24 protein-coding genes are annotated in these 25,784 nt (G+C 61.3%); 19 read left to right on the forward strand and 5 right to left on the reverse strand.

Features of this window, described 5'->3' with window-relative positions:
• Positions 1-22: 22 nt before the first annotated feature.
• Positions 23-1,438: a Do family serine endopeptidase gene (locus ACP15S_RS04610; RefSeq protein WP_425039651.1), complete on the forward strand. Its 1,416-nt coding sequence runs from the start codon at positions 23-25 to the stop codon at positions 1,436-1,438.
• 70 nt (positions 1,439-1,508) lie between these two features.
• Here the strand turns inward: ACP15S_RS04610 and ACP15S_RS04615 are convergent, their stop codons facing one another.
• Complete coding sequence (locus tag ACP15S_RS04615) at positions 1,509-2,048, reverse strand: peptidoglycan-binding domain-containing protein (protein WP_425038402.1); 540 nt, start codon at positions 2,046-2,048, stop codon at positions 1,509-1,511.
• 43 nt (positions 2,049-2,091) lie between these two features.
• On the reverse strand, positions 2,092-2,508 hold the full coding sequence (locus ACP15S_RS04620) for an OB-fold nucleic acid binding domain-containing protein (protein ID WP_425038403.1): 417 nt from the start codon (positions 2,506-2,508) through the stop codon (positions 2,092-2,094).
• Positions 2,509-2,662: 154 nt separating this feature from the next.
• Here ACP15S_RS04620 and ACP15S_RS04625 point away from each other — a divergent pair, with 154 nt between their 5' ends.
• The 16 genes from ACP15S_RS04625 (at position 2,663) to cobT (ending at position 20,403) form a co-directional block, all read left to right on the forward strand.
• Positions 2,663-2,986, forward strand: a complete 324-nt coding sequence (locus tag ACP15S_RS04625) for a 2Fe-2S iron-sulfur cluster-binding protein (RefSeq protein ID WP_425038404.1) — start codon at positions 2,663-2,665, stop codon at positions 2,984-2,986.
• A gap of 119 nt (positions 2,987-3,105) precedes the next feature.
• Positions 3,106-3,786: an FG-GAP repeat domain-containing protein gene (locus tag ACP15S_RS04630; protein ID WP_425039652.1), complete on the forward strand. Its 681-nt coding sequence runs from the start codon at positions 3,106-3,108 to the stop codon at positions 3,784-3,786.
• Positions 3,787-3,893: 107 nt separating this feature from the next.
• A complete protein-coding gene (gene ftsW / locus ACP15S_RS04635; protein WP_425038405.1) occupies positions 3,894-5,060 on the forward strand; it encodes a putative lipid II flippase FtsW in 1,167 nt (388 codons plus the stop codon).
• Positions 5,057-6,157, forward strand: a complete 1,101-nt coding sequence (gene murG, locus ACP15S_RS04640; RefSeq protein WP_425038406.1) for an undecaprenyldiphospho-muramoylpentapeptide beta-N-acetylglucosaminyltransferase — start codon at positions 5,057-5,059, stop codon at positions 6,155-6,157. Before ftsW ends, murG begins: the two co-directional genes overlap by 4 nt.
• On the forward strand, positions 6,154-7,551 hold the full coding sequence (gene murC / locus ACP15S_RS04645) for a UDP-N-acetylmuramate--L-alanine ligase (RefSeq protein WP_425038407.1): 1,398 nt from the start codon (positions 6,154-6,156) through the stop codon (positions 7,549-7,551). Before murG ends, murC begins: the two co-directional genes overlap by 4 nt.
• A 49-nt stretch (positions 7,552-7,600) precedes the next feature.
• Complete coding sequence (locus ACP15S_RS04650; RefSeq protein ID WP_425038408.1) at positions 7,601-7,867, forward strand: hypothetical protein; 267 nt, start codon at positions 7,601-7,603, stop codon at positions 7,865-7,867.
• A complete protein-coding gene (locus ACP15S_RS04655; protein WP_425038409.1) occupies positions 7,864-8,118 on the forward strand; it encodes a DUF2484 family protein in 255 nt (84 codons plus the stop codon). The genes ACP15S_RS04650 and ACP15S_RS04655 overlap by 4 nt, the downstream gene beginning before the upstream one ends.
• A 62-nt stretch (positions 8,119-8,180) precedes the next feature.
• A complete protein-coding gene (gene murB, locus ACP15S_RS04660; protein ID WP_425038410.1) occupies positions 8,181-9,116 on the forward strand; it encodes a UDP-N-acetylmuramate dehydrogenase in 936 nt (311 codons plus the stop codon).
• Between the two features lie 134 nt (positions 9,117-9,250).
• Complete coding sequence (locus ACP15S_RS04665) at positions 9,251-10,165, forward strand: D-alanine--D-alanine ligase (protein ID WP_425038411.1); 915 nt, start codon at positions 9,251-9,253, stop codon at positions 10,163-10,165.
• Positions 10,153-11,112: a cell division protein FtsQ/DivIB gene (locus ACP15S_RS04670; protein ID WP_425038412.1), complete on the forward strand. Its 960-nt coding sequence runs from the start codon at positions 10,153-10,155 to the stop codon at positions 11,110-11,112. The genes ACP15S_RS04665 and ACP15S_RS04670 overlap by 13 nt, the downstream gene beginning before the upstream one ends.
• The gene (ftsA, locus tag ACP15S_RS04675) at positions 11,109-12,440 is read left to right on the forward strand and encodes a cell division protein FtsA (protein WP_425038413.1); all 1,332 of its coding nucleotides are present in this window, start codon (positions 11,109-11,111) and stop codon (positions 12,438-12,440) included. The genes ACP15S_RS04670 and ftsA overlap by 4 nt, the downstream gene beginning before the upstream one ends.
• Positions 12,441-12,819: 379 nt before the next feature.
• On the forward strand, positions 12,820-14,496 hold the full coding sequence (ftsZ, locus tag ACP15S_RS04680; protein WP_425038414.1) for a cell division protein FtsZ: 1,677 nt from the start codon (positions 12,820-12,822) through the stop codon (positions 14,494-14,496).
• A 241-nt stretch (positions 14,497-14,737) separates the two neighbouring features.
• Positions 14,738-15,661 carry a UDP-3-O-acyl-N-acetylglucosamine deacetylase gene (lpxC, locus tag ACP15S_RS04685; protein WP_425038415.1) on the forward strand — a complete coding sequence of 308 codons (924 nt, stop codon included), beginning with the start codon at positions 14,738-14,740 and terminating at the stop codon, positions 15,659-15,661.
• Between the two features lie 171 nt (positions 15,662-15,832).
• Positions 15,833-16,720 carry an outer membrane protein assembly factor BamD gene (locus ACP15S_RS04690; protein WP_425038416.1) on the forward strand — a complete coding sequence of 296 codons (888 nt, stop codon included), beginning with the start codon at positions 15,833-15,835 and terminating at the stop codon, positions 16,718-16,720.
• Positions 16,721-16,747: 27 nt separating this feature from the next.
• Positions 16,748-18,394, forward strand: a complete 1,647-nt coding sequence (recN, locus tag ACP15S_RS04695) for a DNA repair protein RecN (RefSeq protein WP_425038417.1) — start codon at positions 16,748-16,750, stop codon at positions 18,392-18,394.
• A gap of 131 nt (positions 18,395-18,525) precedes the next feature.
• A complete protein-coding gene (gene cobT / locus ACP15S_RS04700; RefSeq protein ID WP_425039653.1) occupies positions 18,526-20,403 on the forward strand; it encodes a cobaltochelatase subunit CobT in 1,878 nt (625 codons plus the stop codon).
• 18 nt (positions 20,404-20,421) lie between these two features.
• On the opposite strand, the gene ACP15S_RS04705 is transcribed toward cobT, so the two are convergent.
• Entirely contained in the window at positions 20,422-20,904 is a 483-nt protein-coding gene (locus tag ACP15S_RS04705) for a hypothetical protein (protein WP_425038418.1), read from the reverse strand.
• 86 nt (positions 20,905-20,990) lie between these two features.
• Between ACP15S_RS04705 and ACP15S_RS04710 the strand changes: the two genes are divergently transcribed.
• Entirely contained in the window at positions 20,991-22,754 is a 1,764-nt protein-coding gene (locus ACP15S_RS04710) for an aminopeptidase P family protein (RefSeq protein ID WP_425038419.1), read from the forward strand.
• Between the two features lie 64 nt (positions 22,755-22,818).
• On the forward strand, positions 22,819-23,160 hold the full coding sequence (locus tag ACP15S_RS04715; protein ID WP_425038420.1) for a DUF427 domain-containing protein: 342 nt from the start codon (positions 22,819-22,821) through the stop codon (positions 23,158-23,160).
• 74 nt (positions 23,161-23,234) lie between these two features.
• On the opposite strand, the gene ACP15S_RS04720 is transcribed toward ACP15S_RS04715, so the two are convergent.
• Positions 23,235-23,906: a discoidin domain-containing protein gene (locus ACP15S_RS04720; protein WP_425038422.1), complete on the reverse strand. Its 672-nt coding sequence runs from the start codon at positions 23,904-23,906 to the stop codon at positions 23,235-23,237.
• A gap of 184 nt (positions 23,907-24,090) precedes the next feature.
• Positions 24,091-25,743 (reverse strand): chloride channel protein, encoded by a 1,653-nt coding sequence (locus tag ACP15S_RS04725; protein ID WP_425038423.1) that lies wholly within the window; start codon positions 25,741-25,743, stop codon positions 24,091-24,093.
• Between the last annotated feature and the right edge of the window lie 41 nt (positions 25,744-25,784).

Genomic DNA, 25,784 nt, shown 5'->3' on the forward strand with positions numbered 1-25,784 from the left:
GGAGGCGTCGCGTCTGCGTTTGATGTGGATGGCAGGCATCTCGCTGATGTTTGTCTTTGCCGCCGCGCTCGCGAGCACTGCGCGCGCTGCGCCGGAAAGCTTTGCTGAATTGGCTGAAACGATCAGCCCTTCGGTCGTGAATATCACAACCTCGACAACGGTCGCCGGGCGCACCGGCCCGCAGGGCATCGTGCCGGAAGGCTCTCCCTTCGAGGACTTTTTCCGCGAATTTCAGGATCGTAACGGGCAGGGCAACCGGCCCCGCCGCTCCTCTGCGCTTGGCTCAGGCTTTGTGATCTCCGAGGACGGCTTCATCGTGACGAACAATCACGTCATTGAAGGCGCTGATGAAATCCTGATCGAGTTTTTCGAAGGCTTCGAATTGCCCGCCGAATTGATCGGGACCGATCCCAACACCGATATCGCCCTGTTGAAGGTCGAGGCCGATCGTCCTTTGAAGTTCGTCAACTTCGGGGACAGTGATACGGCGCGTGTCGGTGATTGGGTCATGGCCATGGGCAACCCGCTGGGGCAGGGCTTCTCTGTGTCGGCCGGGATTGTCTCGCAGCGGGGTCGCGCCCTGTCTGGCGCCTATGACGACTACATTCAGACGGATGCCGCCATCAACCGGGGCAACTCGGGTGGGCCGCTGTTCAACATGGATGGTGAGGTGATCGGTGTGAATACCGCGATCCTCTCGCCCAATGGCGGATCCATTGGCATCGGCTTCTCCATGGCGTCCAACGTCGTGACCCGCGTAATCGATCAGCTTCAAGAGTTCGGTGAAACGCGCCGCGGCTGGCTGGGTGTGCGCATTCAGGACGTCACGGACGAAATCGCGGAGGCGATTGGTCTGGAGGAAGCCGCAGGTGCCTTGGTCACGGATGTCCCGCCGGGTCCGGGCCGCGAGGCCGGAATTGAGGCCGGTGATGTCATCATGACTTTTGATGGCGTCGATGTCGCTGATACCCGTGGGCTCGTGCGCCAGGTTGGCGAAACGAATGTCGGCAAAACCGTGCGTGTCGTCGTGATGCGGGATGGTCAGACACAGACCATCGCAGTGACTTTGGGCCGTCGTGAGACCGCCGAAGCGGCTGTTCCTGCAGCACAGCCGGGCGATGCGCCGGACGTGCCTGAAGAGCTCGAAACCCTTGGTATGACCTTGATGCCCGTGACCGATGAGCTGCGCGAGCAATTGGAGCTGTCTGCAGGGGCGGAAGGCCTTGTGGTCACGGATGTGGAGGAAACCTCCGCCGCGTTTGAGAAAGGCCTGCGTGCTGGGGATCTCATCACCGAAGCCGGACAGGAAAAGGTGGCCGGGATCGAGGATTTCACCGCTCAGGTGGACGCAGCGAAAGAGGCAGGACGCAAGTCGCTCCTGCTGCTGGTGCGCCGCGCCGGTGATCCCCGTTTTGTGGCGCTCTCGCTCGAAGAGTGATGCAAGGCCCTACAGTCTAAAGAAAAGGCGCTCTTTTGAGCGCCTTTTTTCATTGGTAGGAGAGGGTGGTTCAGTTCCAGACGGCGGGCGCCAGGCCAAATTCCCGCGCGGTCTCAATCGTCAAAAGCCCGGTCTCGCGGCCTTGGGTGCGTTGATAGAGGCGCAGGGCGGCATCTGTCTGAGGGTCAAACGTCCCGGTGATCTCATGCAGGTAAATCGCGCGAGCCTGTAGCGCGCGTTGCAGGGAGGCGATGAACTGTGGCGTCATTTCTGTTGCGCAAACGGTTTCGAAAATGATCTCACGGCGCGGCTCCACGATTTCCTGTCGGGTTTCGGTGGCGTAGCTCGCGGGGCGGATGATTTGCCCTGTCTCGTCATATTGGGCTGGAGAAACGATCACTTGCGCAGTCACGGTTTCAATCACGGCAGGCGTGACGTCCTGAGCCCAGCAGCTGTCGGCCGGCGCGCCTGGAGGAGGCGCGATACGTGATACCTCCAGCGCGGTGAAACGGGCAGGCTCGTCGTAGTTCTGCATGCATCCTGACAGCACAAAGGCGCACGCGCTCAGGAAGAGCGGCACGGCAGGCTGTGGTCTGCGGCCTCTGGTCATGCTCGGTCACCTTTGCGGTGTCTGCCTCATTATTGAGACAAACCTAGCGCGCAGCCGGGTCCGGGGGAAGCGCGGAGGGGGGCGCGTGGTGATTTGGCTCAAGAAGTGTGTCCAAAAGGTACGAAATGTCTTCGATTTTCTCAGCCAGCACGTGGATGACGCCGTTTTCCCGCTGAATGCGCCCCGTTACCCGCAAACACCGCCCGGACACAACCGCCCGGCGAAACCTCTCGTAGAGTGCCCGCCAGACGACGATATTGATAACGCCGGTTTCATCTTCCAGCGTCAAGAAGATGACGCCCTTTGCTGTTCCGGGCCGCTGCCGAAGAATGACCAGCCCCGCCACGCTCACGCGCGCGCCATTGGGCGGGTGTACGAGCTGATGGGCTGTGGCGCAGGCGGGCGGGCGCGGCCAGGTGGGCGGGCCATCGCTCTGGGAGGGGGGCGTTATGATCTGCATGGGAACAAATATAGAACAAATCCGGGGGCTTGCAAACACTTGTCCCGGGGGATCATCCCGCATGAAAGATCACCATCGGCCCTCGCAAAATGGGCTGGCGCGCCCTATCTGCCTTGGCTAGAAACGCTCGGAACACTTTTGCAGGAGAGCCTCCATGGCCAAGATTACCTATATTGAGCACAATGGCACCAAACATGAAGTGGACGTGGCCAATGGCCTGACCGTCATGGAAGGCGCACGTGACAATGGCATTCCCGGGATTGAGGCGGATTGTGGCGGGGCCTGCGCCTGCTCCACATGCCATGTCTATGTGGATCCCGCCTGGGTGGAGAAGCTGCCTGCGAAAGAAGACATGGAAGAAGACATGCTTGATTTCGCCTATGAGCCTGATCCCGCGCGGTCGCGGTTGACCTGCCAGCTCAAGGTTACTGATGCGCTGGATGGCCTTGTCGTGCAGATGCCCGAAAAGCAAATCTGATGTCCTTGAGGCGCGGCGGGCAAATGCGGAAGGCCTTGCCTTTTCCCGGTAGGGCGCCGCGTTTTCTGTCGCGCGTTTGTCTGTCTCTGGCGCGCGGCGCGGTGGCAGGCGCTGTGCTCTTGGTGAGCGCCGCGCAGGCCGCTGAGATTACCGCCGCACGTTACGTGGGGCCCACAGAGCGCTATCCCCATGCGGTTCTGGGCGATGCGATTGAGCATGACACATTGCGCGTGACGCTCAGCGATGGCCGCGAGATCCGCGCGCGCTATCCCGACGTGCATGTTTTTGAAGATACCGCCCCGAGAGTGATCGATCTGGATGGCGATGGTGCACCGGAAGTCATCACGGTCGAAAGCCATGAGACGCGCGGTGCGCGTCTGGCGATCTGGGGGCTGCGCGCAGGGGAGCTGCGCCAGATTGCAGCGACACCGCATATCGGCACACGGTTTCGCTGGCTCGCGCCCACTGGCATCGGCGCTGCAGATCTCGATGGCGATGGGCGCATGGAGCTCGCGTATGTCGATCGTCCGCATCTGGCCAAGACCTTGCGGGTCTGGCGGTTCGAGCAAGACAAGCTCGCCGAGGTTGCCAGCCTGCCCGGTGTGACCAATCACCGGATCGGCGAGCGTGATATTGCGGGTGGCATCCGCGATTGCGGCGCAGCCCCCGAAATCATCGTGGCAGATGCCAACTGGCGCCGCCTCATGGCGGTGACGCTCACAGATGGCGCCCTCACGGCCCGTGACATTGGCCCACACCAGGGGCGCGGCAGCTTTTCTGAGGCGATGGGCTGTAAGTGATTCGCTTTTATCTGGCCTGAGCGCGAAAATTCCGCTACATTTCTGCAAAACACCCCGCGCCTTACGACGGGGACAGGCAGTGCAGGCAATCGAGTAGCAGGTTTCAAATGACGGAAATGGTGTATGGTGCCGCGCCCTCGGGGGGCGGCGAGCCCATTTTGCCAAAGTGGTGGCGGACCATCGACAAGGTCACGCTCGGCTTTGTCTTGACCCTTTTTGCCATCGGCATCCTGCTGGGCCTTGCGGCTTCTCCGCCGCTGGCGTCCAAGAACGGATTTGAACCGTTCCATTATGTCTCGCGCCAATCGGTCTTTGGCGGGCTGGCGCTTCTGGCCATGATCCTGACCTCGATGATGTCACCAACGCTGGTGCGCCGCTTGGCGACGCTTGGCTTTCTCGTGGCTTTCGTGGCGCTCGCGCTTCTGCCTTTCTTTGGGACGGATTTTGGCAAGGGTGCCACGCGCTGGTATTCGCTGGGCTTTGCCTCAATCCAGCCGTCCGAATTCCTCAAGCCGGGATTTGTCATCGTGGCCGCGTGGATGCTGTCTGCCGCGCAAGAGATCAATGGCCCGCCGGGGCGAATGTGGTCCTTCATGCTCTGTGTTTCCATCGTTTTGATGTTGGCCCTGCAGCCGGACTTCGGGCAGGCCTGCCTCGTGCTCTTTGGTTGGGGCGTGATGTATTTCATTGCGGGCGCGCCGATGCTTCTGCTGGTCGGTATTGCGGGGGCAGTCGTCCTGGCGGGGACAGTGGCTTATTCCAATTCCGAGCATTTCGCGCGCCGCATCGATGGCTTTCTGAACCCTGATGTCGATCCGACGACCCAGCTGGGTTACGCCACCAACGCTATTCGCGAAGGTGGGTTCTTTGGCGTAGGCGTGGGTGAGGGGCAGGTGAAATGGTCGCTCCCGGATGCGCATACCGACTTCATCATTGCGGTTGCAGCCGAGGAATATGGTCTCATTCTCGTACTGGTCATTATCGCGCTTTACGCGGGGATTGCGGTCAGCTCCTTCACGCGCTTGATGCGGGAGCGTGATCCGTTCATTCGCCTCGCGGGCACAGGTCTCGTGGCGATGTTTGCGGTTCAGGCGATGATCAACATGGGTGTTGCGGTGCGCCTGCTGCCCGCAAAGGGCATGACGCTGCCCTTCATTTCCTATGGCGGCTCCTCCGTGATTGCGACGGGGATTGCCGTTGGCATGCTGCTGGCCTTCACACGCACACGCCCGCAAGGCGAGATCGGAGATCTCTTGCGAGGGCGGCGGTCATGACGCGGCCACTCCTCATCATTGCGGCGGGCGGAACGGGCGGGCATATGTTTCCCGCCCAATCGCTTGCCGAGGAGATGCTGGCGCGAGGCTGGCGGGTCAAGCTGTCGACCGATGCGCGCGGCGCGCGCTACACGGGCAACTTCCCTGACGCCGTCGAGATTGTGCAACTGGCCTCGGCCACATTTGCGCGCGGTGGGCTCATGGCGAAGCTGGCTGTGCCATTTCGCATTGGAGCGGGTGTGGCGTCTGCCGTGGGCGCGATGCTGCGTGACAAACCCGCCTGCGTTGCAGGCTTTGGGGGCTATCCGTCGATCCCGGCGATCGCGGCCAGTTGGCTTTTGCGGATACCGCGCCTCATTCATGAGCAAAACGGCGTTTTGGGCCGGGTGAACACACTTTTCGCAAAGCGGGTGGAGGCAGTGGCCTGTGGTATCTGGCCGACTGCGTTGCCCGAGGGCGTCGAGGGCATTTACGTGGGCAATCCCGTGCGGGGGGCCGTGCTTGAACGAGCCGCAGCGCCTTACATCCAGCCCGGCGATTACCCGATGCAGGTTCTCGTGATTGGTGGCAGCCAAGGCGCGCGCATCCTGTCGGATGTCGTCCCGCCTGCAATTGCAGCCCTGCCGCTTGAGATGCTGTCCAATCTGCGCGTGTCGCATCAGGCCCGGGACGAAGACGGCGAACGGGTAAGTGCGTATTACGCCGAGCAGGCCATCAACGCGGATGTCCAGCCGTTCTTTGAGGATGTGCCGCGCCGTATGAGCGAGGCGCAATTGGTCATCTCGCGCTCAGGGGCGTCTTCCGTAGCTGACATCACCTTGATTGGCCGTCCCTCGATCCTTGTGCCCTATGCGGCAGCAGCGGGCGACCACCAGAGCGCGAATGCGCGCGGGCTGGCAGAGGCGGGTGCGGCCATTGTCATCCCGGAAAGCCAGCTCACGCCTGAGACGTTGAGCGCACAGATACACACCATCCTCAGCCAACCCGCAGGCGCGTTGCAGATGAGCCAGGCCGCGCTGACGCTGGCGCGCCCTGATGCCGCGCGCGATCTTGCGGATCTGGTTGAGGGATTGAGCACAAGAGGACACGCCGCATGAATGCCGCCACCAAACTGCCCGGGGACGTGGGCCCAATTCATTTTGTTGGCATTGGCGGCATTGGCATGTCCGGCATTGCGGAAGTGTTGCTGAACCTCGGCTATGTCGTGCAGGGGTCGGACCTGAAACGCTCAAAGATCACCGACCGGTTGGAAAAACTGGGCGCACATATCTTCGAGGGACAGCGGGGCGAAAATCTTGCCGATGCTGAAGTGGTCGTCATCTCCTCGGCGATCAAACGCGGCAACCCAGAGCTCGATGAGGCGCGCGCCAAGGGTCTGCCCGTTGTACGACGCGCAGAGATGCTGGCCGAGCTCATGCGGCTCAAATCCAATATCGCGATTGCGGGAACCCACGGCAAAACCACGACGACAACGATGATGGCCGAGCTCATGGTCGCAGGCGGGTTTGACCCGACTGTCGTCAATGGTGGGATCATCCATGCCTACGGCTCAAATGCCCGCATGGGGCAGGGCGAGTGGATGGTTGTGGAGGCCGATGAGAGCGACGGCACCTTCAACCGGCTGCCCGCGACCATCGCCATCGTCACGAATATTGACCCCGAGCATATGGAGCATTGGGGCACCGAAGAGGCCCTGCATCAGGGCTTTCTGGATTTTGTCTCCAACATCCCCTTCTACGGGCTGGCGGTGTGTTGCACCGATGATACCGATGTTCAGACCTTGGTGGGCAAGATCACGGACCGCCGGATCGTCACCTATGGCTTCAATGCGCAAGCCGATGTGCGCGCCGTGAACCTGACCTATGAGAAGGGCGTGGCCCATTTTGATATCGCCTTGCAGGGCGAAGACCGGGTCATCGAAGGATGCACTTTGCCGATGCCCGGGGATCACAACGTCTCCAACGCGCTCTCGGCAGTGGCGGTATGCCGTCACCTTGGGATGCGCAGCGAAGAGATCCGTCAGGCGCTGGCGAAGTTCGGCGGTGTTAACCGAAGGTTTACCCGTGTGGGCGACGCACGTGGCGTGACAGTGATCGACGATTATGGACACCACCCGGTGGAAATATCCGCTGTGCTGAAAGCGGCGCGGCAGGCCTCTGAGGGTCGTGTTATCGCTGTGCATCAGCCGCATCGGTATTCCCGGCTCAGTCATCATTTCGAGGATTTCTGCACCTGCTTCAATGAAGCAGACGTCGTGGCAATTGCCGAAGTGTTTGCGGCGGGCGAAGAGCCGATCCCGGGGGCGTCTCGTGATGATCTGGTCGCGGGGCTGATCGGGCACGGGCACCGGCATGCCCGGGCCATTGTGGACGAGGATGATCTGGAACGGCTGGTCCGCGAACAGGCGCGGCCGGGAGATATGGTGGTGTGTCTGGGTGCGGGAACGATCTCGGCCTGGGCTTACGGGTTGGTCGAGAGACTGACAGCTTGAGTCACCGGCGCGACAGACGCCGGGGCGCTATCGAGGAAAGGCAGAACACATGACACTTTCGATTTTCTTTTTCGTGCTCTTCGGCGCATCGGGGCTCTATGCGGGCCTCAAGGGGCAGCGCAATATCGAGCTGTGGTTGGTTATCCCGCCGGTCCTGCTGGCTGTGGCGCTTGCGATCTGGCGCTACCTGAGCGGTGATCTGGCGTTGGGTCTGATCCTGTCGGGGATGCTGACGATCTTTGCAGCCTCTGCGGCAGGCTCACTTGTGGGCTTGGGGCTGGGACGCTTGGTCGCGCCGCGTGGTCGGACGCAATGACGGCATCGCTGACCCTTGCCTGCGCCTGGGCGCTTGCGGCCAATCTGGTTGCGATGCTGCCGTCGCGTGACAACCATTGGACATGGGCCTACGTGCTCATCGCGATTGGTGTGCCTATTTTGGGCTTTGTCACTTGGCAGCACGGGCCTTGGGTTGGCTTGTTTGTCATGCTCGCGGGCATGAGCCTCTTGCGCTGGCCGGTGATTTATTTATGGCGTTGGATCAAGGGGCGCGCGGGAGCGGGGGGCTAGCCCCCCACGCGCGTGCCGCGCGTTCCCCCCAAGGTATTTGCAGACAAAAGAAGGAGCGCGCCATGGAGATGCCGCAGGTTCGAGGCCGTCTGACGCCGGGAAAACCATTGGCCGATCTGACATGGCTACGTGTGGGTGGTCCGGCGGATTGGCTGTTTCAACCCGCTGATGAGGCGGACTTGGCGGAGTTTCTGCGCGCCTTGCCCCGCGAGGTATCGGTTTTTCCAATGGGGGTTGGATCCAACCTGATCGTGCGTGATGGGGGATTGCGCGCGGTCGTGATCCGTTTGGGGCGGGGGTTCAACGCTATATCCGTGGACGGCACCCGTGTGGTGGCTGGCGCGGCCGCACTTGATGCGCATGTGGCGCGGCGCGCGGCGGACGCAGGGGTTGACCTCACCTTCCTGCGCACCATTCCTGGTGCGATCGGCGGTGCTGTTCGTATGAATGCGGGCTGTTACGGATCCTACGTTGCCGATCATTTCGTTGAGGCCCGGGCGGTCACGCGTGATGGGACGATGATTACGCTGAGCGCGGAGGACCTGCGCTTTCGGTATCGCCAGACTGATTTGCCGGAAGGATGTGTGATCACGCAGGTGGTGTTTCAAGCCGAGCCAGGCGATCCGGCCGAGCTGGCCCGCAAGATGGAGGCGCAACTTCGCAAGCGAGACGAGACCCAACCCACAAAGGAGCGCACGGCGGGCTCAACCTTTCGCAATCCCGCAGGCTTTTCCTCTACCGGACAGGCTGATGACAGCCATGAGCTGAAAGCGTGGAAGGTCATCGATGATGCGGGAATGCGCGGCGCGCGGCGCGGCGGGGCGCAGATGAGCCCGAAGCACTCGAACTTCCTTGTGAACACAGGCGACGCCAGCGCTGCGGATCTGGAAGGTCTGGGCGAAGACGTGCGAAAAAAGGTTTTCCAAACCAGTGGAATAGAGCTACACTGGGAAGTGATCCGTTGTGGTGAGCCACTTGCAGGCACGCACGAGGATTAAGCCATAAAATGGCGCTGCATCCGGGCCAACCCGGAGCATTTCAGGCAAGAGGGGCGAGCAGGCCCCGAACAACAAGACAGCGTGAGTGTCGCAGGTCTGCGGCACATCCGGCGCTTTGGTGAGGCGGTTTGGGTATGTCGCGAAGGGCGGCTTCTAAGGTTGTAGTCCTGTTGGGTGGTCCCTCTGCGGAGCGCCCTGTATCGCTTGTCTCCGGGCGAGAATGCGCAGCCGCGCTGCGTGAAGAGGGCTTTGACGTCGTGGAGCTTGATGCCGGCCCGACGCTCGTGGAAGATTTGAAGGCTATTGCGCCAGACGTTGTTTTCAACGCTTTGCACGGACCCTTTGGCGAGGACGGCTGCGTTCAGGGTGTCCTGGAGTGGCTTGGTCTGCCCTATACGCATTCCGGCGTGCTGGCGTCTGCCCTGGCGATGGACAAGGAGCGCACCAAGGCGGCTTACCGCGCGGCGGGATTGCCTGTTGCGCCATCTGGGTTGTTTCCCGCAGATGAGGTGCGCCGCCGTCATGTCATGGCGCCGCCTTATGTTGTGAAGCCCTATAATGAGGGCTCTTCTGTTGGCGTCTACATCGTGCATGAGGTGGCCAATGGCCCGCCGCAATTGTCCAGTGATATGCCCGACGAAGTTATGGTCGAGGCCTTTGTGCCGGGCCGTGAGCTGACGACGACTGTCATGGGAGATCGCGCCTTGTCGGTGACAGATATCCTGACGGACGGCTGGTACGACTATGCCGCCAAGTATGAGGCAGGCGGGTCGCGCCATGTGGTGCCGGCTGAGGTGCCTCGGGAGATTTTTGACCTCTGTCTGGACTACGCGCTCAAAGCGCATGCGTGTCTGGGGTGTCGCGGTGTGACGCGCACGGATTTCCGCTGGGACGAGAGCAAGGGCGCCGAAGGCTTGATCCTGTTGGAGACCAATACGCAGCCCGGCATGACGCCGACCTCGCTGACGCCAGAGCAGGCCGGACAAGTGGGTATGAGTTTTGCGCAGATGTGTCGCTGGATGGTGGAGGATGCCTCATGCCAAAGATAATGCGGACCGCCTATCATCCCGCCCATGGCGGGCCCGTGCCCAATGCGCCCTCTGATCAGCCGTCTTTCGCCTCCGCTCCAAAGCGCGCGGATCCCGCGCCATCGCGTTGGGCCTATCGGATGCAGCGCTTGATGCTGACGCCGCTCTTTCGGCTGGCGCTGCGCGTCGGTGTGCCGATGGCTGTGGCCTTCGCAGTGACGGGCGGGTACCTCGCCGACGAGACACGCCGCGATCATGTGGTGCAGGTCTTTGTCGATATGCGCGCGGCCATCGAAGAGCGGCCGGAATTCATGGTCAAGCTCATGAAGATCGACGGGGCCAGCGCCGAGGTTGCGCAGGACATCCATGAAATCCTGCCCGTGGATTTTCCGATTTCCTCCTTTGATCTCGATCTGGATCATATGCGTGAGACCATCGCAGGCTTGGACCCGGTTGAGCGTGTCTCACTGAGGATACAGCCGGGGGGCACCTTGCGTGTCCAGATCACAGAACGGTTGCCGGCTGTGGTCTGGCGGTCGGGGCAGGGGATCGAAGTTCTCGATGCGCAGGGATTTCGCGTGGGCCCCCTTGTGCGGCGGACCGAGCGGCCCGATTTGCCGCTTATCGTAGGCGATGGCGCCGATGACGCTGTGGGGGAAGCCCTGCAGATCATCAATGCGGCGGGGCCGCTGCTGGGCAAGATACGCGGCCTGATGCGCATGGGGGAGCGGCGCTGGGATGTGGTGCTGGACGAGGACAAGCGGATCATGTTGCCCGTCGATGGGCCGGTCCGCGCGCTCGAACGCGTCATTGCGATGGATGCGGCCATGGACCTGCTGGATCGCGATATCGCATCGGTGGACTTGCGGTTGCGGCATCGCCCGACGTTACGGATGAAGGAAAACGCAGTCGAAGAACTGCGGAGGATCAAGGCAGTGGAATTTGGATTTGGGGCGGCTGAGCAATGATTGAACTTTACCAATCTCAACGGGCGATGCGGCGGATGCGCGAAGCGGCGATGCAACGCGGCGTCATCGCTATTCTGGATGTTGGAAGCTCCAAGATTGCCTGCCTTGTGCTGCGCTTTGACGGGACGGACAAGCTGGGCGACGATGGGATCGGTTCGCTGGCCGGGCAATCTGGCTTCCGGGTGATTGGCGCTGCGACGACACGGTCGCGCGGGGTCCGGTTTGGCGAAATCGCTGCCATGGGCGAGACGGAGCGCGCTGTGCGCACGGCGTTGCAGTCGGCGCAAAAGATGGCGGGCATCCGGGTTGATCATGTGATTGCGTGCTTCTCGGGCGCAGATCCGCGCTCTTACGGTTTGGCCGGTGAAGTCGATGTTGCGGGAGAGGTTGTCTCCGAGCAGGATGTCGCGCGCGTTCTGGCGGCTTGCGATGTGCCGGACTACGGGCAGGGCCGGGATGTGCTGCATGCGCAACCCGTGAACTTCGCGCTGGATCACCGCACCGGGCTCAACGACCCGCGCGGGCAGATGGGGAATGCGCTCTCCACGGATATGCATATGCTGACCGTGAATGCGCAGGTTATTCAAAATCTCGCCTATGCTGTGAAGCGCTGTGATCTCGAATTGGCGGGATTGGCCTCGTCGTCTTATGTCTCGGGTATTTCCGCGCTGGTGGAAGATGAACAGGAGCTGGGCGCGGCCTGCATCGATATGGGCGGCGGCACCACGGGTCTGTCGATCTTCATGAAGAAACACATGATCTATGCCGATACCGTTCGCATGGGCGGCGATCACGTGACGTCGGACATCTCGCTGGGTCTGCAGGTGCCGATGTCGACGGCAGAGCGGATCAAGACCGTGCATGGCGGACTGGTCGCCACGGGTATGGATGACCGCGAGATGATCGAGATCGGCGGCGACACCGGCGATTGGGAACATGACCGTCGGACCGCGAGCCGGGCAGAGGTCATTGGCATTATGCGCCCGCGGGTTGAGGAAATCCTTGAAGAAGTCCGCCTCCGGCTTGATGCGGCAGGTTTTGATCACTTGCCGAGCCAGCAGATCGTGCTGACAGGGGGCGCAAGCCAGATCCCCGGCTTGGATGCCATGGCGGCGCGCATTCTGGGGCACCAGGTGCGCCTCGGCCGTCCGCTGCGCGTCCACGGCCTGCCACAGGCTGTCACGGGACCGGGCTTTGCGGCGACGGTGGGGCTCTGTCTTTTCGCGGCCCATCCACAGGACGAATGGTGGGATTTCGAAATCCCCGTGGATCGCTATCCGGCACGCTCCTTCAAACGGGCGGTGCAATGGTTCCGGGACAATTGGTGAGAGCAATACAGGTTGTGGTTGGCGGAAAGTGCACCACAGCATCGTGACAACATTAAGAGAATCTGTTAAGCAATTGTGATAACCGGCGAAAGATCGGTTGAAGAGGCAAAACGGCACGAGCAGGTGCCCAAAAACGAGAGATTCGCGTGGTAGAGCCCTGATTCTACCGGCAGGTTTGGTGTGCTTAGTGCCCAGCATCCCAAAATCTATGATCGACCCGCGAAATACCGCCGATTCCGCCTAAAATTGGCCTATATTTTGTGGATAAATCGAGAATTTGACGTGACGCAGTCCTTCGCCTCCGCCATAATGTCACGCAATACGCGGTAAAACGCGCCCCGGGTGGAGCGGGGTCAACAGGCAGACAAGGCGGATAGACATGACATTGAACCTCTCGGTGCCCGGACAGGACGATTTGAAACCGAAGATCACGGTATTTGGTGTAGGCGGTGCAGGTGGTAACGCGGTCAACAACATGATTGAGAAAGCGCTGGAAGGCGTGGACTTTGTTGTCGCGAACACAGATGCTCAGGCGCTCCAGCAGTCGTTGTCTTCCAGCCGTGTGCAGCTGGGTGTGAAAGTGACCGAGGGGCTTGGCGCTGGCGCGAAAGCAACCATCGGCGCAGCGGCAGCAGAGGAGAGCATCGAGCAGATCGTCGATCACCTCGCCGGTGCGCACATGTGCTTCATCACGGCAGGCATGGGAGGCGGGACCGGCACCGGTGCGGCGCCCATCATTGCGCAGGCGGCCCGGGAACTTGGCGTTCTGACCGTCGGCGTTGTGACGAAGCCATTCCAGTTCGAGGGTGGCAAGCGCATGCGTCAGGCCGAGGACGGTGTTGAGGCGCTGCAAAAGGTCGTTGATACGCTGATCATCATCCCCAATCAGAACCTCTTCCGCCTCGCCAACGAGAAAACAACCTTCACAGAAGCCTTCTCCATGGCTGATGACGTTCTGTATCAGGGCGTCAAAGGCGTGACGGACCTGATGGTGCGTCCCGGTCTCATCAACCTCGATTTTGCCGATGTGCGCGCCGTGATGGACGAGATGGGCAAGGCGATGATGGGCACAGGCGAGGCCGAAGGCGAAGATCGCGCGGTGCAGGCAGCCGAGAAGGCGATTGCCAACCCGCTTCTCGACGAGATCAGCCTCAAAGGCGCAAAAGGCGTCTTGATCAACATCACGGGCGGCCACGATCTGACGCTCTTCGAGCTGGACGAAGCCGCCAATCGCATCCGCGAAGAAGTGGATCCGGATGCCAATATCATCGTGGGCTCGACTCTGGACGACGTCATGGCCGGCGGCATGCGGGTCAGCGTTGTGGCGACAGGCATCGATGCGTCCGAGAAAGCGAAAGACATTCCCGTGCCGCGCCGGTCCATGGCGCAGCCCTTGCCCGCAGCAGAGGTGGCCCCGGCGAATGAAGAGTTTGCCCCCGCACCCGCGGCGCGCCCCGAACCTGCCGTGGCAATCACATCGGTGGCCGCATCGGCTCAAACAGCTGCATCGCAGCCCGCGCCGTCCATGGCAGAAGCCGCTGAAGAGCCTTCGCTTTTTGACCGCGACGACATGGATGGCCGCCAAGTTGCACAGCAAGCAGACAACATCTTTGATGACCGCACGGCCGCGGCTGACGATGGTCTTCCGCCCCCGGCCTATCAGCCGCAGGTTCCAGCCTTTGATCCCATGACATCCGTGGACGATCCGGCTGACGCCTTCGTGGCCCCGCGCGCACCAGCGCCCGGCACGCCGACGCCTGAAGCGATGGCGCGTCTGCAAGCAGCAGCACAGCATGCGCGGACCCATGAGGGCCATCCCGCGCCGCAAGCTCAGCCTGCCGCGCCGCAAGCTCATGATGCCGAGAAATCCCGCTTTGGGTTGAACTCGCTCATCAACCGCATGACAGGTCACGGCTCCGCGAGCCAGGAGCCCCCCGTGGCGCGTCAACAGCCCAGCATGCAGGCGCCCGCGGCGCACCCGGCCCCCGAGGCGCAGGCTGATCCAGATCAGGAACGGATCGAAATTCCGGCATTCCTGCGGCGTCAAGCCAACTAAAAGCATCACGAAACATGCGAAACGGGCCCCATTTCGGGGCCCGTTTTTCTTTTGAAAACAATTGGTTGCGGACGTGAGGCGGGCTTTCGCTCAAGGGGGCTTCATCTTGTTACACTCAGGTTACAATACGTGATTTGAGCATCGCGCGAGGGCTGGGCTAGGCAGAGATTAATGGCGGTAAACCGTCCGGAGGGATGATCCGGGTGAAAGCCGCAGATGATGAGCCACTCTTGAGGTCACCGTGCAGACGACATTAAAATCCGCAATTCGCTTTTCCGGCGTTGGCCTGCATTCTGGCCAGCCGGTTACGATGCGTGTCTGCCCGGCATCGGCAGATTATGGCATCTGGTTCCGCCGCACTGATGTGATGGTGGGCGACGCGCTTGTCCCAGCCCGCTGGGATCAGGTCGAGCTGTCGCCGCTGTGTACCAAGCTCGTCAATGCCGCAGGCGTGAGCATCTCGACCGTTGAGCATCTGATGGCCGCTCTTGCAGGCTGCGGCATCCATAACGCATTGATCGAGATTGATGGCCCTGAAGTTCCGATCCTTGATGGGTCGTCGGCGCAATTTGTCGACGCTTTCCTTAGCCGGGGCCTGCAAGGGCAGGGCGTCCCGGTACGCGCGATCCGCGTGATGAAATCCGTCACCGTCGAAACACCGGAAGGCTGGGCTCGTCTGGCGCCGGGCTCGCATCTCTCGATGGAATTCGAAATTGACTTCGACGAGGCTGCGATTGGCAAACAGCGCCGTCGCATGAGCCTCGCCAATGGCGCGTTCGTGCGTGAGCTCTGTGATAGCCGGACCTTCTGTCGCCGGATTGACGTGGATACGATGCGCGCCAATGGCCTGGCTCTGGGCGGTGTGCCGGGGGTGAATGCGGTGGTGTTTGATGGCGCGGAGGTGCAATCCGGGCAAGGTCTGCGTCACGCCGATGAGCCCGTGCGCCACAAGATGCTTGATGCGGTTGGCGATCTGGCCTTGGCCGGTGCCCCGATACTGGGCACCTACACGGGCGTGCGTTCGGGTCATGCCATGACAAACCGCCTGCTGCGCGCCCTTTTTGAGACGCCGGGCGCCATTGCCTGGGTCGAATGTGATCCCTCTCTGACGGCCATGCTGCCGGGCGTTGGCGTGCGCCGTGATGAGGTTCCCGCTGTCGCTTGAGTGTGACAGTTCGGGCGCGTCCGGACGCTTGTCGGGCGCGGGCGTCCAAGCTATTCCCATCCTAATCTCGCTGGTGTATGTCTTGACGCATCTGCGCATGCCTTTCGGGTGCAGCGCAGACAAGTCGGGCAAACCGGCATTGAGAGCGAGACGTGAGGTCGGACAGGTTTGATGCGCAAGACAGGCAGAACATCACCAGACAGAGCGGCTAGGCTGCGCCTCGGCGGAGCCATGGTGCTTGTCGTGGCCGGGTTGGCCGCATGCGGCGATTCCTTCGTGAACACGCGTGGCAATATCGGTTTTGCCAATACGCCCATCGAGTCTTTCACGGCAGAGCAAATCTTCGGTCGCGGCGAGTATGAACTTGCGCGCAACAAGGCTGGCGAGGCGGCGGGCTTCTTTCAGGAAGTCGAGCGGCTCTACCCCTATTCTGATTGGGCCAAACGCGCTGTGATCATGCAGGCCTTCGCGTTCCACAAGGACAGGGACTATGAAAACTCGCGGGCAGCAGCGCAGCGGTATATCGACTTTTATCCTGCCGATGAAGACGCGGCTTATGCGCAGTACCTGCTGGCCTTGTCCTATTACGACCAAATCGAAGACGTGGGTCGGGATCAGGGTCTGACCTTTCAGGCGCTGCAAGCGCTACGGACAGTCATCGAGCGCTATCCCGATAGTGAATACGCCCGGTCGTCGATCCTCAAGTTTGACCTCGCCTTCGATCACCTCGCCTCCAAGGAGATGGAGATTGGGCGGTTCTACCTGAAGCGCGAACGCTACACAGCCGCGATCAACCGCTTCCGCGTCGTCGTTGAGGATTTCCAGACAACGACCCACACGGCCGAAGCTTTGCACCGTCTGGTCGAAGCCTATCTCTCGCTTGGCCTGACCGATGAGGCACAGACCGCGGGGGCGATTTTGGGCTTCAACTATCAATCCAGCGATTGGTATGAGGACAGCTTCGCCCTTCTGACGGGCCAAGGTCTTGAGCTCAAGGTCCGCGGCAACAGCTGGCTGTCGGCCGTCTACCGTCAGATGGTCAGAGGCGAGTGGCTGTAGAGGGCGGGCCCTCCGTCGGAGACGAGCATGCTGCGCGCACTTGATATTCGGGACATGTTGATCATTGACCGGCTGGAACTCGAGTTTCGGCCCGGGCTCAACGTGCTCACGGGTGAGACCGGTGCGGGTAAGTCTATCTTGCTGGATTCGTTGGGTTTCGTGCTGGGATGGCGCGGACGGGCTGAACTCGTCCGGCAAGGGCAGGATCAGGGTGAGGTCGTCGCGGTATTCGATCTGCCCGAAGGGCACGCCGCCCATGCCATTCTGGAAGAGGCCGGTCTGCCGGGCGGTTCGGAGTTGATCCTGCGACGGATCAATACATCAGACGGGCGCAAAACCGCATGGGTCAATGATCGCCGTGTGTCCGGTGATGTCTTGCGCCAGATATCGGAAACCCTGATCGAATTGCATGGACAGCAAGATGACCGAGGTCTGCTCAACCCGCGCACCCATCGGGATATTCTCGATGCCTTTGGCGGGCTGGAGAGCAAACGCGCGGCTGTTGCAAAGGCTTGGAGCGTCAAACGCGCTGCCGCTCAGGCCCTCGACGCAGCCTTGGCAGAGTTGCGGGCGTTGAAAGAGGAAGAGGACTTCCTGCGTCACGCGGTCGAAGAGCTCACACAGCTCGCGCCGGAAAAGGGCGAAGACGCCGCGCTGGATGCCAAGCGGCGTTTGATGCAGGCGGCAGAGCGGATTGGCGAGGAAGTCCAGCGGGCCGCGAGCCTTCTGGGCCCTGATGGGGCGGAAGGGCAGGCGGGCGATGCGCTGCGCTGGCTCGAAGGCGCTGCAGAACATGCTGACGGGACGCTGGATGCCCCTTTGGCGGCAGTGTCCCGCGCCTTGGTGGAACTGGACGATGCGGCCCGCGGCATCTCGGATGCGCTCGAGACCATGGCCTTTGACGCCCATGTTCTCGAGGCGACGGAAGAGCGGCTTTTCGCGCTGCGCGGTTTGGCGCGCAAACACAATGTGACGCCCGAAGCATTGCCGGAATTGGCGGAGACCCTTGCAGCACGCCTGGCGGCTCTCGATGCAGGCGCGGGCAATGTGGCAGAGCTTGAGCAGGCCTCTCAAGCGGCCCGGGAGGCCTATGAGGCCGCAGCGCAGAAGCTGCGCACAGCACGAACGCAAGCCGCAAAACGGCTGGATCGCGCCGTCATGGCCGAACTTGCGCCTCTGAAGATGGAACGCGCGGTGTTTACAACGGAGATGTCGGAGGCTGAGCCGGGCCCGTCTGGCAGCGATGCCGTGGCCTTTCGCGTGGCCACCAACCCCGGCGCCCCCTCGGGCGCGCTTGCCAAGATTGCGTCGGGGGGTGAGCTCAGCCGGTTCTTGCTGGCCTTGAAAGTTTGCTTGTCTGACGCAGGCGCCCGGACAATGATTTTTGATGAGATTGATCGCGGCGTGGGCGGGGCGACCGCCGATGCGGTGGGGCGGCGCTTGCAGCAATTGGCCGATAGCGGGCAGGTGCTTGTGGTGACCCATTCGCCTCAGGTGGCCGCGCTTGGGGCGCATCATTGGCGTGTTTCGAAAGCAGTGGTCAGCGGTGCCACGCTGAGCCGTGTGGATCCGCTCGCTAGAGAGGAGCGTGTGGATGAGATTGCGCGGATGATCTCCGGCGCTGGTGTCACGGATGCGGCCCGATCTGCGGCGCAATCGCTTTTGGCGGGCTAGCTGGGGCTCTGCCCCGTCACAAACAAAGTTTGTGCCTCCCCGGAGTTTTTTAGGCAAGATGATGGGGCGGTTTCCCTCTGTTGTCTGGCTGCAGAATGACCTAGTTTCTGACCCAGCGATATCTGAGGTCTATCATGGCGCAAAACGACAATCCTGCTGATCCGTTCAAGAAGGCACTGGCCGAGGCGACAAAGGTCATGGCCAATGATCCTGAGCTTTCGGTCACTTATTCGGTCGACCCGTCGGGGCTGGCGGGCGATACGATGCGCCTGCCGCAGATTTCGCGCCGTATGACGCGGGAAGAAGTGCTCGTTGCGCGCGGGACGGCGGATGCGCTGGCGCTCAAGCACAAGTATCACGACACTGGCGTGCACAATCGCTATGCCCCGCCCGGTGACATGGCGCGCGATCTCTATGAGGCCATGGAGACGGCGCGCTGCGAAGCCATGGGCGCGCGGGATATGCCGGGCACCGCTGGCAATATTGACGCCAAGATTGGCCAGGATGCGACGCGGCGGGGGTATGATCAGATCAAGGAGGCCTCGGAAGCGCCACTGGCGGCCGCGGCCGGTTATCTCGTGCGCCATATGGCGACGGGTCGTGACATGCCACCTGCGGCGGCCAATGTCATGGAATTATGGCGCGGCTATATTGAGCAGCAGGCCGGTGGATCGCTCGAGAACCTGCAAGGGATACTCGATGACCAGAGTGCGTTTGCCCGTTTTGCCCGGCAAGTCATAACGGATCTGGGCTACGGCGATCAGCTGGGAGATGATCCCGATGAGATCGATGATGACGCCGATGATCAGGCCGAGGACGCCGAGGACGATCAATCCGAGCCCGATAGCACCGGTCAGGATGACAGCGACGACCAGGAGGCGGAAGCCAATCCTGAGCAAAGCCAGGAAGAAACGCAGGACGCCCAGCAGGCCAGTGTGTCCATGGATGAGATGGCCGATCAGGAGATGGGCGATGAGGCGGAGCTGCCGGAAGGCGAAGCGCCTCTCGAGCCTCCTGCGCCACAGCCCATCTCAGATGCGGATCCCGATTACATTGTGTTTGAGACTGCCAATGACGAGGAGATCAAGGCCGAAGACCTGGCCGAACCTGTCGAGCTTGAGCGTTTGCGGGCCTATCTCGATCAGCAGCTGGAACCACTGAAAGGCGCTGTTGGGCGTTTGGCCAACAAGTTGCAGCGCCGCTTGCAGGCCCAGCAAAACCGCTCCTGGGAGTTTGATCTCGAAGAGGGCATTCTCGATGCCGGCCGGTTGGCGCGGGTTGTGGCCAACCCGACAACACCGCTGAGCTTCAAGGTGGAAAAAGACACAGAGTTCCGCGACACGGTCGTGACGTTGCTTCTGGATAATTCCGGGTCCATGCGTGGCCGGCCAATTTCGATTGCGGCCATTTGCGCTGACGTTCTGGCGCGCACTTTGGAGCGGTGTTCTGTGAAGGTCGAGATTCTGGGCTTCACGACGCGGGCCTGGAAAGGTGGGCTCAGCCGTGAGAAATGGCTGGCAGATGGCAGGCCGCAACAACCCGGCCGCCTCAATGATCTCCGCCACATCATCTACAAAGGGGCCGATGCGCCATGGCGGCGCGCGCGCTCCAATCTGGGATTGATGATGAAGGAAGGCCTCTTGAAGGAAAACATCGATGGTGAGGCGCTCGAATGGGCCCATCGTCGGATGCTGGCCCGGCCTGAGGCGCGCAAGATCCTGATGGTTATTTCCGATGGGGCGCCGGTCGATGATTCCACGCTGTCGGTCAACCCGGCCAATTTCCTCGAAAAGCACCTGCGTGATGTCATTGCCATGGTGGAGCGGCGCCGCGCGGTTGAGCTTTTGGCGATTGGCATCGGTCATGATGTGACGCGGTATTATGACCGCGCGGTAACGATCACGGATGTTGAGCAATTGGCGGGTGCGATGACCGAACAATTGGCGGCGCTCTTTGATGCAGACCCGCGCGCCCGGGCCCGCATTATGGGCATGAAGCGCGCCAGCTGACGCTGCACGTGAAGTCGATCAGCCGGCAGCGCGCCTTGCGTGCATTGGTGACTGGCCCAAGAGCGCTGATACCAAATGCGCATTGTCATCGATGGCGTATTGCGTGCGATAGACCTGCCAGAAATCCGCCGTCTTGCTCAACTCGACATGGCACAGATAGGGCGCACGTGTTTGCGTGCCCTCGCGCGTGATCAGGTGGGTTTCGTAGGTGGCGCTCAATGTGCCATCGGACCGGTAGGCCGCATCCAGAACCGTTCGCAACAAATGCACCAGACCGATGCGCGCATAGTAATCGCGTGCGGTATTGAACAGATTGCGCAGCGACAAGGCATCTTGCACTGTGATCGCCTCTTCAAAGGTGTCCACGGTATAGGGAAGTGCGAAATAGCGTGCGAAATCCTCGAAGTTGCCAACGTGCAGACCCTGTCCGGTGGCATCGAGAACAGATTGCACCTCGGTCTGCACGGTATCGTGCGCAGGTATTCCAGTTTCCATAACCATGGCATCAAGATAAAACAGTTGCAAATGACCGTTCTAGGGGCGTTTTTGTGTCACAAGGCGCCGTTTGGCGAAAAAGGGAGATGGGCATGTTTCAGAGTTTTGAGGTCACGGCGCGCCCCGAACAGGGGCCACCCCGGTTGCAAGCCTTGCGCGCGGCGATGGCGCAAAGTGGTCTGGATGCCTTCATTGTGCCTCGTGCAGATGCGCACCAGGGGGAATATGTGGCCCCCCATGATGAGCGGTTGGCATGGTTGACGGGCTTTACGGGATCTGCGGGTTTTGCGGTTGTCACCCAAAGCCGCGCGGCGGTTTTCGTGGATGGCAGGTATCGCGTGCAGGTCCGTGCGCAGGTGGCCGATGTCTTTGAACCGGTGGACTGGCCCGAAACATCGCTGGACGCCTGGCTCAAGGACGCCATGCCCAAAGGCGTTGTGGGCTATGATCCCTGGCTGCATACGCCGCGCGAAATCCGCCAGCTGGTGGCAGCAGGCATCGAACTGAAAGCGGTGCGCAATCCGGTGGACGCGATCTGGGACGATCAGCCCGCGCCGCCCGTCGGTCGGGTGATCTCTCAACCCGATGCCCTGGCGGGGCGCAGCAGCGCTGAAAAAAGGGGGGGGCTGGCGGAGGAGCTGCGCGCGGCCGGATGTACGGCCTGTGTGATTACCTTGCCCGATTCCCTGTCGTGGCTGCTGAACATTCGAGGTGAGGACATCCCGCGCAACCCGGTTGTCCATGGCATGACGATCCTGCACGACACGGGCGATGTGGATCTCTTCATCGATGCGGCCAAGCTCGCTGATGTCGACCTTGGTGCGGGCGTTACGCTGCACGCGCCGGATGCGTTCATCCCCGCATGTGCCGCGCTGACGGGCCTTGTGATGGCCGATCCGGATACGGCGCCGCAAGCTGTTTTTGACGTCTTGTCTGACGTGCATGAAGCCCGCGATCCTTGCCTTTTGCCGAAAGCCTGCAAAACGGAGGCCGAAATTTCCGGCGCCCGGACAGCGCACCTGCGTGATGCGGTGGCCATGGTGCACTTTCTGCATTGGTTGGAGACCCATGCGCCCGGCGATCTCACGGAGATTGACGTGGCCACGAAACTCGAAGGCTTTCGGCGGGAGACCAATCAACTGCGGGATATCTCCTTTGAAACGATCAGCGGTGCGGGCCCCCATGCCGCTCTGCCGCACTACCGTGTCACAAAAGACAGCAACCGCGCCCTGAAAGAGGGCGAGGTGTATCTTGTCGACAGTGGCGGCCAGTATCAGGACGGGACAACGGACATCACCCGCACTATCGGGATCGGCCCACAAGCGGACCACGTACGCCGCGCCTTTACGCGCGTTCTGCAAGGGATGATCGGCATCTCGCGCTTGCGCTTCCCGCCGGGCATCAGTGGCGCAGACATCGATTCCGTGGCCCGTGTTGCGCTCTGGGCGGCGGGGCAGGATTACGCCCATGGCACGGGTCATGGCGTGGGGGCTTATCTCTCGGTGCATGAGGGCCCGCAACGGCTCGCGCGCACAGGGCGTGAACCTTTGCAGAAAGGGATGATCCTGTCCAACGAGCCGGGCTTTTATGCCGAAGGTGAGTTTGGCATCCGGATCGAAAATCTGATTGTTGTCGAGCCCGCACCGCGCCAGCCAGATCAGTCGCTTCCTGAATTGCTTCAGTTTGAGACATTGACCTTTGTGCCCATCGACCGACATATGATCGAGCGGGAAATGCTGACCGCTCCGGAGCGGGAGTGGATGAACAGCTATCATGCGGATTGCCTTGAAAAGCTGTCGCCACATGTCACGGGCGATGTGGCGGAATGGCTGCGCGCCGCGTGTGCCCCTCTATGACGGGCGAAGGCGCGTGCGCTGACACTATTTGCGGGGGCACCCCCGAGAAAGACCAGGGGGACACATGACGACAATTCGTATCGTGAAAGCAGCCGGTAAATGGACAGTGCGCGCCGGCGGCGCTGTCATCGCGGAGACGACGCATGCGCTTGAGCTGAGCGAGGGAGATCTCGCCCCTGTGATCTATTTCCCGCGGGGTGATGTGGCCATGGCGTTTCTGGAGCCCTCGGCCACAACGCGCACGTGTCCGTACAAAGGCGATGCGCAGTATTTCTCCATCGAGGCGAAAAACCGGACCCTGACGGATGCCGTCTGGTCTTTTGAGGCGCCCAAAGAGGCTGCGGCGCGCATCGCAGGTCATTTGGCTTTCACTCCGGGCGACTACCTCACCGTCGAGCAGGCCTGAGCAGCCAATTTCTCCGCGTTAACGAAAAAGGGCTCCGGTTGCGGAGCCCTTTTCCCGTATGTCTTGTATCGCGTTTAGCTCTTGCGGCGCTTGCGCAGCTGCAATCCTCCAAAGGCGAAGAGACCGCTCAGCGCGAGAGGCAGAGCGCCTGGAAGCGGGATGGGTGCCATAACATCTTCGCCAGCGCGGAAGGCAACTTCACCCACGGCGCAGGATTCATAACTGCCAATCCCAGGCTGCGGACAACCGCTCATCGTCATACGGATGTAACGGAACGTCGTCGTCGCGAAGGTAAAAACGTCTGCGGCATAATCCGTCAGCGTTGTGTGATCCGTGCCGCTCAACCCGGTCAGCAGGGATGTATAGGACGATCCATCCAACGACGTGGAAAGGTCAAAGGTGCCGGCTCCAGAGCTTTCTTCGTTCCACAAGGCCATCGCATCAATGGCTTGGGCCGAGCCCAGATCAAAGGTCAGCTGACCGGAGTTCGTTTGGAAATCGCCGAACCATTCGGTGGAAGCAATAAACGAATGAGTCGTCGTCGCGACAAAGCTGTCAAAGTCAGTCGTGCCTGAGATGTAATTGGCGTTGAGGCCTGTCTGGTCGATCGTCACGGCCACTGGCCCACCAGAGCTGCCGCCTGCATCGACGACGACGCCTGTTGCGCCAATGATGGTGGCTGACGCCATGCCCGTTGTTGCAATTGCGACTGCGCTCGCAGCCAGTGCTGTTTTCAAATATGACATGAAATACTCCGCTCCTCATGGTCTCAATCATTGTTTATGTTCAATTGAAGCTATCTCCAAGCGACTGCGCCACATAGCGGCCCTCATTGTGACGAATTCAATCTTGGCGGGTATTGATTGTGCTATTAACCAGAACAATGCCCTGATTCAGTATCGATTATTTCCGATTCTGGGGCGAACCCCCTCAGCTATGCTCTTCCGCCGCCGTCGCTGCCAGCGCGCGGTTGTAAGCTTTGAGCGCATCCACATGAAAGAGCGCGCCGCGCAGTTCTGGCGCTTGGCCTTCGCCGCGCAAGGCCACGACGGGGATGAAGACCACAGAGGCGCGATCAAACATCGGCATGGCTGTCTCCAGCGTCGCGTTGGCGTCGAGATAGATGCCTTGGTCGATGAGCTCCCAGGCGCGGTCTTCCGAGGGCGCGGTGGGGTCGTCCCAGGGGCGCATGACCTGCGCGACACGGAACATCGCGAGCAAATAGGCCTGTGGTCCTGCCGCCAGATGCACGCCGCGCCGTTCCAGCTGGGTCAGGAAGAAAGAGCGGTCAACAAGGCGTGAGGCGAGCGCTGTGGACATGGAGACGGACACCATCACCGCCAGGCCCGTTTGCCAGTCGCCCGTCAGTTCAAACACGATCAGCGTTGTGGAAATGGGCGCGCCCAGAACAGCGGCCGCAACGGCTCCCATGCCTGCCAGCGCATAGAGCGTATGCTGTCCCGAAACATTCGGGAAAAGACCCGTGGCAATCAGCCCAAAGGCCAGACCCGTCAAGGCGCCGATCATCAGCGAGGGCGAGAATATGCCGCCGCCCATGCGGCCTGCCATGGTCACCGCCACGGCAAACACCTTGATGACGGCAAACACCATGGCTTCATGCAGCAGCAATTGTCCAGTGAGCGCGCGCGACGTCGTCTCGTAGCCCACCCCGATGATATGCGGAAAGGCGATGGCCGTTACCCCAAGCACCGCGCCCGCCACAGCAGGTCGGGCCCAATGCGGCAACCCGAGCTTCTGTTGCAGCCGCGTTTCGAAATCATCTGCCCAGAAGACACTGCGCATCAGCACCACCGCCACGAGGCCACAGACCAGACCAAGGATCAGATAGGCCGGTAATTCGAGGTAAAACTCAAGCGCCGTGCCGCCGGGAAGAGCGAATTCGGCCACATCGCCAAAGACCAGCCGGTTGATCACCGTGCCTGCCGCCGAGGCAATCACAATCGGCGCGAAGGCATGCAACGCGAAATGGCGGAGGATCACCTCCATGGCAAAGAGAGCGCCGGCAATGGGCGCGTTGAAGGAGGCGGAAACGGCGGCGGCGACAGCGCATCCCAAAAGATCACGCCCTGTGATGCCATCGGCGCGGATCCAGTTGGAAATCCACGTCGATATCAGCGCGGCCAGATGCACAACCGGCCCCTCACGCCCGGTGGAGCCCCCGGTGCCCAGCGTGATCATGGAGGCTGCGACAGAGGCCAAACCGGCTTTGCGTTCGACCCGGCCGTCGTTGATGGCCGCGCCCTCGATCACATCGGCCACAGAGCGCACCCGTCCATCCGGCGTGAAATGATGCAGGATCAGCCCCACGGCGATCCCGCCCGCCATGGGAATGAGCAAAACGATGAACCAATCCAGCGTCGTGGCGAAGGAATGCAGCATCGTGATGTCATCCACGCCGTAGAGCGTGCGCTGCAAAAACGTGATGCCCGAGCGGAACAGAACTGCGGCAAACCCGGCCGCGATCCCGATGGCAAGGGCGATAAACCAGAACTGAATTTGCGAGGGCCCGCGATGTTTGAGCAATTGCCATCCGCGTGCGAATTCCCTGGCTGTCTCAGCCATTTGTCGCCGCCATGAACTTTGCTCTGTGTCGCTCATCTGCG

Origin of the sequence: Primorskyibacter sp. S187A (assembly GCF_049800955.1) — a bacterium.
Lineage (GTDB): Bacteria > Pseudomonadota > Alphaproteobacteria > Rhodobacterales > Rhodobacteraceae > JAKVBH01.

Coding starts and splice junctions, on each gene's coding strand:
- ftsW (WP_425038405.1), top strand. CDS start 3,894: ATGACGGAAATGGTGTATGGTGCCGCGCCCTCGGGGGGCGGCGAGCCC.
- ACP15S_RS04725 (WP_425038423.1), bottom strand. CDS start 25,743: ATGGCTGAGACAGCCAGGGAATTCGCACGCGGATGGCAATTGCTCAAA.
- ACP15S_RS04710 (WP_425038419.1), top strand. CDS start 20,991: ATGTTTCAGAGTTTTGAGGTCACGGCGCGCCCCGAACAGGGGCCACCC.
- murC (WP_425038407.1), top strand. CDS start 6,154: ATGAATGCCGCCACCAAACTGCCCGGGGACGTGGGCCCAATTCATTTT.
- ACP15S_RS04620 (WP_425038403.1), bottom strand. CDS start 2,508: ATGCAGATCATAACGCCCCCCTCCCAGAGCGATGGCCCGCCCACCTGG.
- ftsZ (WP_425038414.1), top strand. CDS start 12,820: ATGACATTGAACCTCTCGGTGCCCGGACAGGACGATTTGAAACCGAAG.
- ACP15S_RS04665 (WP_425038411.1), top strand. CDS start 9,251: ATGTCGCGAAGGGCGGCTTCTAAGGTTGTAGTCCTGTTGGGTGGTCCC.
- ACP15S_RS04615 (WP_425038402.1), bottom strand. CDS start 2,048: ATGACCAGAGGCCGCAGACCACAGCCTGCCGTGCCGCTCTTCCTGAGC.
- ACP15S_RS04650 (WP_425038408.1), top strand. CDS start 7,601: ATGACACTTTCGATTTTCTTTTTCGTGCTCTTCGGCGCATCGGGGCTC.
- ACP15S_RS04720 (WP_425038422.1), bottom strand. CDS start 23,906: ATGTCATATTTGAAAACAGCACTGGCTGCGAGCGCAGTCGCAATTGCA.
- ACP15S_RS04690 (WP_425038416.1), top strand. CDS start 15,833: ATGCGCAAGACAGGCAGAACATCACCAGACAGAGCGGCTAGGCTGCGC.
- murG (WP_425038406.1), top strand. CDS start 5,057: ATGACGCGGCCACTCCTCATCATTGCGGCGGGCGGAACGGGCGGGCAT.
- ACP15S_RS04655 (WP_425038409.1), top strand. CDS start 7,864: ATGACGGCATCGCTGACCCTTGCCTGCGCCTGGGCGCTTGCGGCCAAT.
- recN (WP_425038417.1), top strand. CDS start 16,748: ATGCTGCGCGCACTTGATATTCGGGACATGTTGATCATTGACCGGCTG.
- ACP15S_RS04625 (WP_425038404.1), top strand. CDS start 2,663: ATGGCCAAGATTACCTATATTGAGCACAATGGCACCAAACATGAAGTG.
- murB (WP_425038410.1), top strand. CDS start 8,181: ATGGAGATGCCGCAGGTTCGAGGCCGTCTGACGCCGGGAAAACCATTG.
- ACP15S_RS04705 (WP_425038418.1), bottom strand. CDS start 20,904: ATGGTTATGGAAACTGGAATACCTGCGCACGATACCGTGCAGACCGAG.
- ACP15S_RS04715 (WP_425038420.1), top strand. CDS start 22,819: ATGACGACAATTCGTATCGTGAAAGCAGCCGGTAAATGGACAGTGCGC.
- ACP15S_RS04670 (WP_425038412.1), top strand. CDS start 10,153: ATGCCAAAGATAATGCGGACCGCCTATCATCCCGCCCATGGCGGGCCC.
- ftsA (WP_425038413.1), top strand. CDS start 11,109: ATGATTGAACTTTACCAATCTCAACGGGCGATGCGGCGGATGCGCGAA.
- ACP15S_RS04610 (WP_425039651.1), top strand. CDS start 23: ATGTGGATGGCAGGCATCTCGCTGATGTTTGTCTTTGCCGCCGCGCTC.